The sequence below is a fragment of the Mannheimia sp. ZY171111 genome, from assembly GCF_017750945.1.
In the GTDB taxonomy this organism is placed as follows: Bacteria; Pseudomonadota; Gammaproteobacteria; order Enterobacterales; family Pasteurellaceae; genus Mannheimia; species Mannheimia pernigra.
Window position 1 is genome coordinate 333301 of record NZ_CP046532.1, and the last position, 15096, is coordinate 348396.

10 protein-coding genes are annotated in these 15096 nt (G+C 36.8%); 2 read left to right on the forward strand and 8 right to left on the reverse strand.

Features of this window, described 5'->3' with window-relative positions; all coding sequences use genetic code 11:
- Positions 1 to 74: 74 nt before the first annotated feature.
- The 7 genes from GM698_RS01525 to GM698_RS01555 all read right to left on the reverse strand — a co-directional run bounded on the left by GM698_RS01525 (position 75) and on the right by GM698_RS01555 (position 12243).
- Complete coding sequence (locus GM698_RS01525) at positions 75 to 3134, reverse strand: type I restriction endonuclease subunit R (protein ID WP_209289547.1); 3060 nt, start codon at positions 3132 to 3134, stop codon at positions 75 to 77.
- A 20-nt stretch (positions 3135 to 3154) separates the two neighbouring features.
- The gene (locus GM698_RS01530; protein WP_209289548.1) at positions 3155 to 4459 is read right to left on the reverse strand and encodes an AAA family ATPase; all 1305 of its coding nucleotides are present in this window, start codon (positions 4457 to 4459) and stop codon (positions 3155 to 3157) included.
- Position 4460: 1 nt separating this feature from the next.
- Positions 4461 to 5711 carry a restriction endonuclease subunit S gene (locus tag GM698_RS01535; protein ID WP_209289549.1) on the reverse strand — a complete coding sequence of 417 codons (1251 nt, stop codon included), beginning with the start codon at positions 5709 to 5711 and terminating at the stop codon, positions 4461 to 4463.
- 128 nt (positions 5712 to 5839) lie between these two features.
- Positions 5840 to 7405 (reverse strand): Fic family protein, encoded by a 1566-nt coding sequence (locus GM698_RS01540; protein ID WP_209289550.1) that lies wholly within the window; start codon positions 7403 to 7405, stop codon positions 5840 to 5842.
- Between the two features lie 4 nt (positions 7406 to 7409).
- Positions 7410 to 8957 carry a type I restriction-modification system subunit M gene (locus GM698_RS01545; protein WP_209289551.1) on the reverse strand — a complete coding sequence of 516 codons (1548 nt, stop codon included), beginning with the start codon at positions 8955 to 8957 and terminating at the stop codon, positions 7410 to 7412.
- 112 nt (positions 8958 to 9069) lie between these two features.
- A complete protein-coding gene (gyrA, locus tag GM698_RS01550) occupies positions 9070 to 11772 on the reverse strand; it encodes a DNA topoisomerase (ATP-hydrolyzing) subunit A (protein WP_209289552.1) in 2703 nt (900 codons plus the stop codon).
- Positions 11773 to 11862: 90 nt separating this feature from the next.
- Positions 11863 to 12243 carry a pyrimidine dimer DNA glycosylase/endonuclease V gene (locus GM698_RS01555; RefSeq protein ID WP_176809761.1) on the reverse strand — a complete coding sequence of 127 codons (381 nt, stop codon included), beginning with the start codon at positions 12241 to 12243 and terminating at the stop codon, positions 11863 to 11865.
- A gap of 64 nt (positions 12244 to 12307) precedes the next feature.
- On the opposite strand from GM698_RS01555, the gene ubiG reads away from it, so the two are divergent.
- Together ubiG and ttcA are read left to right on the forward strand one after the other, a co-directional pair.
- On the forward strand, positions 12308 to 13033 hold the full coding sequence (gene ubiG, locus GM698_RS01560) for a bifunctional 2-polyprenyl-6-hydroxyphenol methylase/3-demethylubiquinol 3-O-methyltransferase UbiG (protein WP_209289553.1): 726 nt from the start codon (positions 12308 to 12310) through the stop codon (positions 13031 to 13033).
- 59 nt (positions 13034 to 13092) lie between these two features.
- Entirely contained in the window at positions 13093 to 14034 is a 942-nt protein-coding gene (gene ttcA / locus GM698_RS01565) for a tRNA 2-thiocytidine(32) synthetase TtcA (RefSeq protein WP_176808100.1), read from the forward strand.
- A 142-nt stretch (positions 14035 to 14176) separates the two neighbouring features.
- Here ttcA and malM read toward each other — a convergent pair whose 3' ends face one another.
- Entirely contained in the window at positions 14177 to 15076 is a 900-nt protein-coding gene (gene malM / locus GM698_RS01570; RefSeq protein ID WP_176812376.1) for a maltose operon protein MalM, read from the reverse strand.
- Between the last annotated feature and the right edge of the window lie 20 nt (positions 15077 to 15096).

Genomic DNA, 15096 nt, shown 5'->3' on the forward strand with positions numbered 1-15096 from the left:
TGATTTTACAAATTTTAAAAAACTTTAAATTGTTCGATTATAAAAGAAGGATGGGACATCACCCATCCTTATACTTAAGATAAAAATCCACCAACCCCTTTAAACTTCTCCACAAATGCCACGATTTTCTGAAAAACCGTCTGCTTTTTAGTCTTATATTGTGGGTTTAGCGGGCTCATTTTAGGTAGAAGATCATTTAAATCTGTACCATTTTCGCTAGCGTATTCTCGTTTAAGAGAGGTCATTATATACCGTTTTGCTGCATCTATATTTAAATTTTCGCTCTCAATTAAGTTCTCAGCCTCTCTTTTTTGCTCTTGCTGAGCAAATAGGAAAAATTCCTCAATAATAGTCGATTTATCCGGAATTTTATCTAAATCAGTTTGATGGATAAAATCAACAACCAGTCCTTCTTTGGCTCGGTTATCCAAACTCGAACGAATAGTCCGGCGAATTTCCTCAATGAGTGCCGGTTTATTTTTGCGTTTTTTATTATGTTCAAAAATCAATTCTAAAATATAATCTAAATTGATTTCTTGTGATTTTAATAAATCGATTTCAAAAACCACATCGCTCCAATCAATTTGAGATTTTCCAGCATTACCATTTTGATTTTGTTTTCTCTGCCATTCCCGAATATCATTATAGGTTGAACGATAATCTTGTAATTTTCTCTCTGGCAAAATCACATTATTTCCAACAATATATGTGCCATCAGGCTCTTTTACGCTATTTTCATTCTGTTCAGTATTTTTTAACTCGTGAAATTCATCGTAATTATGCAACACATTTTCCAAACGCAGATATTCACCAAATAATTGGGTAAATGCTTTTTTATCATCCTCAGTTTCGAGTTGAGCAGGATCAGGGAATTTCGTTTGCAACGCTTTAACTACTTCTTTATAACCTCGATGATAATTTCCCTGAGCATCTTGATAACCTTCCATATATTCTTTAAAGCTGCGTTCTAATACCACATTACGCGTATTTTTATTACCAAATAAGGTAATGGCATCAATGGTATCCTGCTCTAAATCACGGAAAGTCACGATATTACCAAATGCCTTAGTTGCATCATAAATCCGATTTGTACGGGAAAAGGCTTGCATTAAACCGTGATAACGCAAATTTTTATCGACAAATAAAGTGTTTAACGTTGGGGCATCAAAACCTGTTAAAAACATTCCAACCACAATCAATAAATCGATTTCCTGATTTTTAACCCGCATTGCTAAATCACGGTAATAGTTTTGAAATTCTTTACTCTCTACGCCGTAATTTGTTTTAAATAAAAGATTGTAATCATCAATTGCCAAACTCAAAAATTCTTTTGCCGAACTATTCATTGCGGTAGGTTCAAAAGTTTCATCAGCAATTTCACCAATCGCATTTTGTTCTTCATTAGCTGCAAAAGAAAAAATGGTTGCAATTTTCAACGGATTTTCGACCGCTTGTTGTTGCAATTTAAACTGCTCGTAATACAGTTTTGCTGCTTCAACCGAACTTACGGCAAACATTGCATTAAACCCTTTTCCTGATGAATTTAAACGGTGTGTTTTTTGCTTGAAATGAGTCAAAATATATTGCGTAATTTCCTTAATACGTTCCGGGTGTAATAACGCCTGTTTATTTTCAAGTGCGGTCAATTTTTCTTGATTTTTTTCACATTCAATCTCTTTGAATTTAGGACGAACATTATTGTAATCCACCTTAAATTTCAGCACTTTTTCATCACGAATGGCATCGGCAATCACATAAGAATGTAGCTGCGAACCAAAAACTGTCGCTGTGGTTTCCGCACCCAATGCGTTATCAGCAAAAATTGGCGTACCGGTAAATCCAAATTGACAGAATTTTTTAAATTTTTTCTTTAAATTCTTTTGTGCTTCTCCAAATTGCGAACGGTGACATTCATCAAAAATAAATACCACAGGCTGTTTATAAATCTCTAAGTTATCTTCTGATTTCATCAGGTTATTCAATTTTTGAATAGTGGTAACAATAATTTTATTATCTTTTTTTTCTAAATTACGTTTTAAGCCTGCTGTACTTTCTGAACCATTCACACTATCAGGCGAAAAACGTTGGTATTCTTTCATTGTTTGATAGTCTAAATCTTTTCTATCTACCACAAAAAAGACTTTATCAATAAAATCTAATGCTGTGGCAAGGCGTGCTGCTTTAAAACTGGTTAATGTTTTTCCTGAACCTGTGGTGTGCCAAATATAACCGCCGCTTTCTAAATTTCCCCAATTTTTAGTGAAATGCGTATTTTGAATTTTCCATAAAATCCGCTCTGTTGCGGCAATTTGATAAGGACGCATCATTAAAAGCGTATTATTCACATCAAATACCGAATAATGAATCAACACATTAAGTAAAGTATTTTTCTGTAAAAACGTAGCGGTAAAATCTTTTAAATCCTTAATCAAAGTATTATCCGATTTCGCCCAATTCATCGTAAAATCAAAACTGTTTTTGTCCCGCTTAGTTGTATTGGCAAAATAGCGAGTATCCGTACCGTTTGAAATCACAAAAATTTGTAAAAACTTAAATAACGAATTTTCAGTATTAAAACTCTCTTTGCTATAACGATAAATTTGGTTAAAGGCTTCACGAATAGCCACCCCACGCTTTTTCAATTCAATTTGTACCAACGGCAAGCCATTCACGAGAATCGTCACATCATAACGATTCAAATGAGAACCTTTTTGCTCAAATTGATTAATAACCTGCACTTTATTATGGGCAATTTCTTTTTTATCTAACAAATAGATATTTTGAATACGCCCATTATCAAACACAAAGTCATAGATATGATCCTGATGAATTTTTCGGGTTTTCTCGATAATGCTCTCTGAGGCTTTATCGAGATATTCATCAACAAAGCGTTTCCATTCCGAATCTAAAAAATGCACATTATTCAAGCGTTCCAACTGCTCACGAACATTCATCAGCAATTTTTCTTGGCTATTTAAATCCGGACGATATTCATAGCCCTGAAATTGTAAATCAGCAATCAGCTCTTTCTCTAAATCAGATTCAGATTGGAAAGAACTTGGTTGGGTGATTTTTTCATATTTATCTAAAACGATGAAATTATTGGTTTCTGTGATGAGATTAGTATCTTGCATATATGTTTATCCTATCTATATCAATTTTCATTAAAATGATATTTTTTATTAATATAGTCAATTAATTCTTTCAGTTTCTCTTTATCTGAAGGTATAATTTCTGAAATTTCTTCAGTTGCATACTTAGCATGACTTGATAGATTTATAAGTCTCTTTAAATAATCTGAATGTTCAGGTAAAAGCTTAGACCAATCCTTGTATCCCAAAAAAGTAGATAATTTTTCAAGAATCTGCCTAACAAAATGAAAATGATATTTTTGAATAGAATTATTCTTAATTGCAGATTCTATTTCCTTTTTCAAATATAAATGGTAAGAAAAAGGAGAGTCATTTGATGGATTTAATTGATACGTCCCGTTTTCCTGTAAACGCATAACATAGCAAATAGCATTTTTACTACCTTTATATTCATAAACAGGATCATCTCTATCCAATTCATTAAATAGAACATTATAAAATAAAGCATTATGTGTTGTAATAATAAAATTAATATTGGTAGATTTGTAAGACTTAATTAATTTAGATAAATCTACGGCTAAGAGGATCAGATAATTATCATCTAATGAACTCACAGGATCATCAATAAATATATATTTTAAATCTTTAAATTCGGACTCATCACTTTGCTCAGATATGTCTCCTAAGACATAATAAATAAGAGTATAGAATATACTCCAAATAAAACATCTCTCTTCTCCATGAGAAATTTTTATTTTTTTCTTAGAGCGTTCATCACCGCCTTCATATGAAAAAGAAACCTCATTAGCCCATGATCTGTTTGGATGTTCATTATCATAATCTTGATTAGAAAATATAGGAGTAAGTTTTGTATTAGTATATCTGTGAAAATTTTCAATAATATCCTTATCACCAAAAAAATGTAAAACCCAATTAACGAAGTTATTTGATTGAATTTTTAATGTAGGGTGGAACTCATTTTCAAACTCATTATTCCAGTAAAAAAGATCTTCTGTTAAGGCATTGTAATATAGAATTTTTGTTCTAGAATCTGGAGGATTACTTAATTCATTCTCTTTATCTCTAATATTTCCCTTGATTCCCTCTATCATTTTATTTAACTTATTCTTTCCCTCTGGTCTTTTAGCTTTTTCAAGATTTTCTTCAAACTTCTTTAAATTTTCATTTTCTTTGGCTATTTCTTTTTCTAAAATAGTTTTTGGGCTAACCAGCTTCTTGAATTCCATAGACAAACGAGTTTTACCAGTACCATTAAAGGCATAAATTATTTGTACCTTTTTAGGCTTTTCACTCTTTTCAGCATTCTTTTTAAGTTCTTCTGCTATTTCTTCTAAACTTTTACTCATTTTATCCCCCTTGATTAGAGAAACTTAATAACTCATTCCGATAATATTCATATTGTTTTCTTCTTAGTTCAATTTCTCTTGGTAATCCATCCTTAATAGAATTAGCTAAGTTTTCAAATTTATCCAGAATTAAAATAATTTTTTCTTGTATATCTAAAGATGGCACAGGAATTTTATATTCTTTAACTTTACTATCTGAAACAGCAGGGTAAGCAGAACCACTTTGGTTTTCTTCTAAAAAATTTTTAAAATCTATTGAGCCAAGATTGTGATAAATCCATTTAGGTAATGCTAAATCTGTATTTGCTCGTAATACACAATACCCAGTACTTGCAATCGAATTTTCAAATTCTTCATTAATAAAAGCAAAACGTAATTGTGTAGGTCTTGTGGTCGCAAAGATTACGTCATCTTTAACCACCAACTTTTGGGCTCTACTCGGTGCTGTTAATGCTGAGATCTCAATTGTTTCTCCAATAGAGTGATTTTCTCTATCTACCGATGTTAAATCTATATATTTATAACTATTCGTATTATTTTTCCATCTTATATTGCTACTTAATAATGTAATATCACCTAAACATCTATATTCAGCATTTTTAAAGAATGGATTTTTTTCATTTTCATTCAGAAGTAAATCACGATAATAGTGATATTGTTTAACACGTAATGATAATTCAGCTTCCAGCGTAGCTTCCAGCTCGGTGAATTTGTCAAGTGTTTTTACAATTTTTTGTTGGATTTCGAGTGGGGGGATTGGGATCAATATTTTCCTAAACCTTGCTTTAGATATATTAAATCGAGTAACTCCACTTGCTGTTTTGGCTATTTCTATCCTCATAAAATGACTTCTAAATAAAAATTTAGAAAATTCTGGCATCATTTTAATTTCATCAAAAAATCGTAAGCCAAATGAAAAACTATTTAAGTACACAGGTTCATTAAAATAAACAGTTACTGCTGATGACATTCCTGCCTCATCTGCTGTTTCAGAAGATCCTGTAAATAAAACATCACCATATTTAACCTGATGCTGTTTTTCATCCGAATTCACTTTAACTGTTTCTAATCTATTTTCATCAATTTGCATATTATCAAAGATATTTTTGTAGGTAATATACTTTGCATTTCCATTTTCAAAATCGTGTTTTGATTTTCCAGTTAAACCGCCATAAATTTCTGCAATTTCCCCCAACGGCTTCCACTCCACCTTAGCCCCATTTAATAATTTTTCAATAATGCTATTACTCATTTTGCAAATTTTCCTTGATTTTATACCGCTTGTTTATCATTGCTAATGTAGGATGGGCTTTAGCCCATCATCATATACTATCACTATACACTCAATGTTTTTGATGGGCTAAAGCCCATCCTACTGAGCTACGATTTTGTTTTTAACCTTTTTTGGTAACTTTTTCCCTTTGAGGTTAAACGATATTTTTGATACCGGCTGGTTGGTTTTTCGGGTATGGTCATTTCAATTAAATTTAATTCCATTGCCGGTGTAAGATAGTATTTTCTCAAAGACGGTCGATGCTGAATTTTTAATAATCTTAAAAGTGCTGATATATTCTCTTCTTGTGTTAAAACCGTTAATAATTTAGCTACCGATTCTGTTAAATCCAAGTCATCATCTAGGTCGCTATCTAGGTCGCTATCTAGGTCGCTATCTTGATCTTCTGATAGCATTGAATGGTGAACAGGTAAACTGATAGCAAAGTAGCTACGCTCTTCATCTGTATCAAACTGCGGAGCCGGCGAACCGTTTTCAGCCATTGCTCTTAGAATGGTAGGGATTCCAGTAGAACGTCCCTCTGTTAATTCTAAATCTTTTAAAAACTCACCTATTCTGCGGTTACGATAACGGCGACTTACTGCTTTGCCGGTTTGTAAATCGGTTAATTTAATTGAGCGATCAGGACCGGGGAAACTTAAAATCACAATTTCATTTGGGCTAATTCTCACTTCGATCGGCTCACGAATTTCATACGAACGATGATAAACCGCATTAACCAAGGCTTCTTCTAGGGCAAGAAACGGGTAGTTCCAAAAGCGAATTGATTCTGCCTGATAAGGCACTTTGACTATTTTTTCCTGCAAATAACGGTTTTTGATATATTGCAAGGCATCTTGAGTAATTCGCCCGATTGTGCCTTTGAAGGTTTTTTCTTCAATTTCTCCACCACCTGCTCCTTTAGGAAAATAGACAACATCAATTTGTGTTTCAGGAAAAAATTTTTCAGGTTGGCTATTAAAAAAGAGCAAACCAACATTTTTCGGAAATAGGGCTTCTGAACTTCCGCCTACGATATTCATTCGTTTGGCAAGCTCTTCCACTGAAAAGAATTTCGCATTCACGGCTAAATCGCTTTTGATTTCCGCCAAGAATTCACGCATTAAATGAGGTTCTAGATCATCTAAGGTTGCTGATAAACACAATCTATCATCAAAGGGAACTTTATTTGCCAGTGCTAATAGCTCTTGCTCAATCTCCCCTTTCGCTTCAATGGTATTGGAGTGTTGGCGAATATAATACGCCCAATTTTCGCTATTTTTCTGCGATAAGGATTTTTTCGCACGATAGGGTCGCATTTCGCCGCCAACCGCCCATAGCACTAAAATCAGCTTCCCTTGAATTTCATAAGTAGCCGTAAGTGTATGAAAGGCAGGGACGATATGATTTTTTTCCAGTTGCAATAACTCTTTGCGGATAGCATCAACCTGTTCCGGCAATACACCAACAGGCGGCAGTACTGGTATCCCGTCTTTTTCTTCAAGGCCAACAATTAAATAACCACCACCTAAATTATGGAAATCATTCGCAAAGGCACAAATCGTGTGTAAAACCGCTTCAGGATTCCAATTAGCTTTAAATTCAATTCGCTCATCTTCAATGATGCGTTTACTGATAAGCTCTTGAATATTTACAGGAAGTTTGTCGTTCATTTACTTACTCCGCTTCAATCTCCGCCACAATCGCATCAATATCCGCACGCAAGCGGTCAATTTTTGCCACTGTTTTGCAAATTTCTTCGTTGAGTTCAGTGATGTTAATCACTTCTCGGGTATCTTTTTGCTCCACATAAGAACTTACTGCAAGGTTGTACTCATTATCCGCAATTTGACTGTTTTCGACAGATTTTGCGAGATGCTCAACATCAACTTTATCCGCAAAGAGTTTCAAGATTTCAGCGATATGCTCATCAGTCAGCACATTATTATTGGTTTCTTTTTTAAACAGCCCGCTTGCGTCAATAAATTGGGTTTTAGTGTCGGTTTTATGTTTGGAAAGCACTAAAATATTTGTTGCAATAGACGTGCCGAAGAAAAGATTTGGCGGTAGTGCAATGACGGTTTCCACCACATTTTGATCAACGAGATATTTTCGGATTTTTTGTTCCGCACCGCTGCGGTAGAAAATACCGGGAAAGGTGACAATTGCCGCTCGCCCTTTGGCAGAAAGGTAATTTAATGCGTGCAGAATAAAGGCAAAATCCGCTTTGGATTTCGGAGCAAGAATACTAGCCGGGGCGAAACGTTCATCGTTAATCAAGGTTGGGTCATCTGAGCCAATCCACTTAATCGAATAAGGGGGGTTGGATACAATGGCATCAAAAGGTTTATCATCTTTTAATTTTGGATTGATTAAGGTATCGCCAAGCTCAATATGGAATTTGTCATAATTGATATTATGCAAAAACATATTCATACGAGCGAGATTGTAGGTAGTATGATTAATTTCTTGACCGAAAAATCCCTCTTCAATCAGATGATCATCAAATTGCTTTTTCGCTTGTAATAATAACGAGCCTGAACCACAAGCTGGATCATAAATTTTATTGACCGCACTCTGACCATGTAAAGCAAGTTGTGAAATCAGTTTAGACACATGTTGCGGTGTAAAAAACTCACCGCCCGATTTGCCTGCATTGGAAGCATAATTGGAAATCAAAAACTCATAGGCATCACCAAAAAGATCGATCTGATTATCCGCAAATTCCCCGAAATTTAACGTTTCAACGCCTTTTAATACCGCTGCAAGTCGTTTATTTTTATCTTCAACCGTATTCCCCAAGCGGTTACTTTTGGTATCAAAATCGGCAAATAAACCTTTAATATCGTATTCCGAATCAAAGCCCACTGCAGAACTTTCAATATCCGTAAAAATATCGGCAAGTTCAATGTTTAAATTTTTATTTAAATGGGCATTTTTAGCGATGTTTTTAAATAATTGGCTGGGATAAATAAAATAACCTTTGGTCTTGATGGCATCTTCTTTAATGCCTGCCGCATCAATTTCTTCATCGGAATAGGCTGAGTAATCAATATTTTCATCACCTTGCTCAATATAGGCGGCAAAATTTTCACTGATGAAGCGGTAAAACAGTGTGCCTAATACATATTGTTTAAAATCCCAACCATCTACGGCTCCACGAACTTCGTTTGCAATTTGCCAAATTTGGCGATGGAGTTCTGCTCTTTGTTGAATAGCTGCCATTTTTGTATTCCTAATATGACTCATATATTAAAGCGGTCGAATTTCCCCAAATTTTTGCATATTGCTTGTTTGCAAAATTCTCTGAAAAAACGACCGCTTGTATAGTTTAAGATTATTCTTCTGTTGAAGTTTCTACATTCTCTGCATTAGTGTCTGCGTTATCAAATTCGCTAATACTGTCATCTTCTTCAGGCTCACACACTCGCTCTAGACCGACAACGTGTTCATCTTCTGCAGTTCGAATAATGCGAACGCCTTGGGTATTTCGTCCAACGAGGCTAACTTCTGCAGCCCTTGTGCGAACGAGCGTGCCAGCATCAGTAATCAGCATAATTTGGTCAGCTTCCTCAACTTGAACAGCGGCGACTACTTTGCCGTTGCGTTCGTTTACCTTAATTGAAACCACTCCTTTGGTTGCGCGAGATTTCACTGGATATTCACTGATTATGGTGCGTTTTCCATAGCCATTTTGCGTTACAGTAAGAATGTCACCTGCGGTATGAGGAATCACAAGTGAAACCACGCGATCGGTATCAAGGCTAACGCTTGAGGTCTCTTCCGCATCTTCGTTTTCAATCTCAATAATTTCGGCTTCTTCAATCTCTTCTGCTGAAATTTCAGTGGTGGAAAGTTTAATACCTCTCACCCCTGTTGCGGTACGCCCCATTGCACGGACGGCTTTTTCTGCAAAACGAACCACTCGACCTTGTGCTGAGAAGAGCATAATTTCGCTCTCGCCGTCTGTGATGTCCACGCCAATTAATTCATCACCTTCGCGAAGTTTTAATGCAATGAGACCGCTTGATCGAACATTGCTGAACGCATCAAGCGAAACTTTTTTCACTACGCCACTTGCAGTTGCCATAAAGATAAATTTATCCGCACTAAATTCGCCGTTTGGAATTGGAAGGATTGCGGTAATACGTTCATTTTCTTCTTTCACCAAGGGCAGAATATTCACAATCGGCGTGCCTCTTGCCCCACGGCTAGCTTGAGGTAGTTGATACACTTTTAATTGATATAAACGACCACGGCTTGAGAAGCAGAGAATGGTGTCGTGGGTGTTTGCCACCAATAATTTTTCGATGAAATCATCTTCTTTCATCTTTGTTGCCGACTTTCCTTTACCGCCACGGCGTTGGGCCTCGTAGTCTGAAAGCGGTTGATATTTTACATAACCTGCGTGTGAAAGCGTGACCACCACATCTTCTTGGGCGATTAAATCTTCAATGTTGATGTCACCAGAGGCGGCAGTAATTTCTGTACGGCGTTCATCATTGAAAGTGGCTTTCACTAATTCTAACTCTTCACGGATCACTTCCATTAAGCGTTCTGGGCTAGTTAAAATATGAATTAATTCGCCAATGACAGTTAAGAGTTCTTTATACTCTTCAACAATTTTTTCGTGTTCTAAACCAGTTAAGCGGTGTAAACGTAACTCTAAAATCGCACGAGCTTGAGCTTCAGATAAGTAATATTCGCCATCGCGCACGCCTAAGTTTTCAGGCAAATCTTCTGGGCGAGAAGCCCCTACACCAGCAGCTTCCAACATTGGGGCTACGTTGCCTAATGCCCAAGGACGAGCAAGTAAACCTTCTCGCGCTTCTTCAGCCGTTTTTGAAGCACGGATAAGCTCTATGACAGGGTCAATATTCGCTAATGCAATCGCCAAGCCTTCTAAAATATGAGCACGCTCACGGGCTTTGCGTAATTCAAAAATAGTACGGCGTGTTACTACTTCACGGCGGTGTTTCACAAAGGCTTCAATGATTTGGCGGAGGTTCAACACTTTCGGCTGACCGTTGTCTAACGCGACCATATTGATACCGAAAGTAACTTGCATTTGAGTCAGTGAATATAAGTGATTTAACACCACTTCGCCCACCGCATCACGTTTTACTTCAATAACAATCGAGATCCCTTTTTTGTCTGAATAATCGTCAATTTTGCTGATGCCTTCAATTTTCTTCTCTTTTACCAGCTCTGCAATTTTTTCAATTAATTTTGCTTTGTTTACTTGATAAGGCAACTCGGTAACAACAATTTGCTCACGTCCTTTGTCTGTGCTTTCTACACTTGCTTTTGCCCGTACATAAACTTTGCCTCGCCCTGTGCGGTAAGCGTCTTCAATCCCTTTACGACCATTAATAATCGCCCCTGTTGGAAAATCTGGACCAGGAATATAACGCATTAGCTCTTCAATGCTGATCTCTTCATTTTCAATATACGCTAAGCAGCCGTCTAACACTTCGCCTAAATTATGGGGCGGAATATTGGTTGCCATACCCACTGCAATGCCCGAAGAACCATTTACTAACAAGGCTGGAATTTTAGTTGGCAACACATCAGGAATCATCTCTTTACCGTCATAGTTTGGCGAGAAATCCACCGTTTCCTTGTCTAAATCGGTGAGCAATTCCTGGGTAATTTTCTGCATACGCACTTCGGTATAACGCATTGCCGCTGGTGCATCACCATCGATAGAACCGAAGTTACCTTGACCATCTACCAACATATAACGCAATGAGAACGGCTGAGCCATTCGCACAATCGTGTCGTACACCGCAGAGTCACCGTGTGGGTGGTATTTACCAATCACATCACCTACTACACGGGCTGATTTCACGTGCGGTTTATTATAAGTGTTGCTGTTTTGATCCATTGAAAAAAGCACTCGGCGGTGAACAGGCTTTAAGCCGTCTCTCACGTCAGGCAATGCACGCCCAACAATGACCGACATCGCATAATCAAGGTAAGAAGTTTTTAACTCGTCCTCAATACTTACGGGAATAATATCTTTGGCTAATTCGCTCATTGAAATTTCCTAATTTTTAGTAGTAAAAGAGCCTTAAGTAAACAAGGCAAAAAATTGGCGAGATTATAGCATAAAAAGGCGTGCAAGCGGTTATTTTCTTTCAGTAAAACGCGGTTTTGCTGGCATTCTCAACTCAATCCGTTCTCGGTTAGCAAAGAGCGCTGTTTCTGTAGGTTCATAATCTAGCCACAAACTCGGATCTTGCGGTAGCTCTTCCGCCCAGAAATACTGCACCTTAAAGCCTCTTGCTAAGCACTCTTCGTGCAGAGCATCGTAGCGTTTTTTCAAAAAAGTGAGCTTATTAAAGAAAAAACGCACGTGTCCTTCTCCTAATTTATAATCAGCTGGCTGTCCTTTCAGGCTGAATTTCCCTTTTGCCACGGCATTCGGAATTCGGGTAAGTTCTCGATGTTCGGCAAGCAGATGTTGATCACACAATTCCGCAGGCGGAACAAGGTTGATCCTTGTCATTTTAATTTTCCTTTTAGGTTAAATGCGTTATAGTAACGCCTAAATTTACCACAGGAACCAACTTATGGAAAATGTCGATCAACACGAAATTACAAAATTTGAAAAAATGGCACAAACTTGGTGGGATCCGAACGGCAGTTTCAAGCCTATTCACCTGCTCAATCCACTACGTTTGTCCTATATTTTAGAAAAATCGAACGGTTTATTCGGCAAAAAAGTATTAGACGTTGGTTGCGGTGGTGGCATTTTAAGTGAAGCGATGGCAAAACAAGGGGCAATTGTCACTGGCATTGATATGACCTCACAGCCGCTTGAAATAGCGAAACAGCACGCCAAACAAAGTGATTTAGCAATCGATTATCAACAAACTACAATTGAAGATTTTTTGCAAAAAACGACCGCTTGTTCTTCGTTAAATCCAACGGATAAATTCGATGTCATCACCTGTATGGAAATGCTCGAACACGTTCCTGATCCACTGTCGGTTATTCAAAGCTGTAAATCCTTACTTAAACCTGATGGTGTATTATTTTTATCCACTATCAACCGTACCTTCAAAGCCTATATGTTGGTGATTATTGGGGCAGAATATGTACTAAAAATGTTACCAAAAGGCACCCACGAATTTGAGAAATTTATCAAACCTGCGGAACTCTTAACGTGGTGCGATCAAGCAGATTTAAGTTGTCAAGAAATCAAAGGTTATCATTTCAATCCATTAACCGAAAAATTTTGGATGAATGATGATGTCAGTTGCAACTATATTGCTACCCTTAAACTCAACAATTAACTTGCAAAATGTAGCGAAATCTTTACTATACGCTGCTTTATCAGGCTATTAAAAACATTATGACAGACGATATTCAACAAAAAGCTGAGAAAAAAATCACTTATAATTTCAATAAGTTGCAAAAGCGTTTACGCCGCAACGTGGGTAATGCCATTGCTGATTTTGGTATGATTGAAGAGGGCGATCGTGTGATGGTTTGCCTTTCAGGCGGAAAAGACAGCTACACGCTACTTGATATTTTGCTTAACCTTCAACAAAGTGCCCCAGTGAATTTCAGCATAGTGGCGGTTAATTTAGACCAAAAACAGCCAGGCTTTCCTGAAGAAATACTGCCTCGCTACTTACAAAGCATTGGGGTGGAATATAAGATCGTAGAAGAGAACACTTACGGTATCGTAAAAGAAAAAATTCCTGAAGGCAAAACCACTTGCTCGCTCTGCTCTCGACTACGCCGTGGCATTTTATACCGTACCGCAACTGAATTGGGTGCAACTAAAATCGCACTAGGACACCATCGTGATGATATGCTAGCAACCCTTTTCTTAAATATGTTCTACGGAGGCAAAATGAAAAGTATGCCGCCAAAACTAATTTCTGATGATGGAAAGCAAATTGTGATTCGCCCACTGGCTTATTGTAAAGAGAAAGATATTATTAAATATGCAGAAGCAAAGCAGTTTCCAATTATTCCGTGTAACTTGTGCGGCTCTCAACCTAACCTACAACGCCAAGTAGTAAAAGAGATGTTAAACACCTGGGATCGCCAATATCCTGGGCGTTTAGAAACAATGTTTAGTGCCTTACAAGATATTGTGCCATCACACTTATGCGATCCGAATTTATTCGATTTCAAAGGGATTAAACACGGTCAAATAATCGAAGGTGTGGAAGGCGACACAGCTTTTGATAACATCAAAATCGAACCGAAAACTTTCTTAGATGAAGATGATGACAATAATTTTACCGATGCTGGCGTGATTCAATTTAAAGCAGTAAACTAAGCTTCAAGCGGTCAAATTTTCAGGAAACTTTGCAAATTTTCCCTAAAAAAGCACCCTATCAGATTATCCTGATAGGGTGTTGATGGAGAAGAACCATCTATTCGATGACAAGGAAATGTCTATGAAAAAAACAATGAGTGAATTAATTTGAACTTACATTTTTTAGGAAAATTTGGCGTGGCGAGGTGAGACCTAATTTTTCCGCCTCATTAACTAAATTCATCGCTCTGTTAATATCTTTCGCTTTAATCGCTTTCATTACCGCCTGATTAAAATAGGCTTCCGTATCTTTATCTACTGCTGCGTTTATTGCATTTGAATTCTCTTTTACTGAGTTCTGTCTGCTTTGACCTACTGGTGTTGCCACTTTATTGGAATTTAAACTAAAAATATCTGTTGGTAAACCGATAAATTTAGTGCCATTTGAACCTAATACATTAATGTGAATTTGACCATTCAAACTATGAGCAACTTCAATATCACTAATCGCTGGTGGTTGCTTTCCTGTCGCCTTAGCATATACTTTTGCAGGATGTGGCATCATCGTTGTTTTGTCTAAATCTTGTTGTGTCGTATAGATAAGCAGATAAATGTATTCTTGATTGCTTGCTGGCGTTAAATTGAGCTTTGCACCTAAGCGATTACCCTTTAAGCCACGTTCCTCCAATAACTTAAATTCAGAAGATGAATACGTTGCCGCCACATTAAAATTACTATCTAATACAACCGCTGTTGGTACAAAAACATTTCGATCCATTACAGGACTTTCAATTTCAATCTCTAATGTTCCTTGATTCGCTGGAATACGATAAGCTGCAACTGGACTTGCAATACCAGCAAAAGAAGCCGTAAATGCTTGCTTTTTGCTTGCTGTTAAATTTGTTTTTACCGTCTGTGAAAATGGTATATCTTGCCATTGAATTTGAGCTAACTCAGACGAATTAATATGAATAGGCTTAACTGCTGTGCTATTTGCCATACTTGGCGAAACAACAAATAAATTAGCAAATAAAATTGCTGTTGAAAGAAGCGTTTTTTTCATATTAACCTCTAAAAATTGTG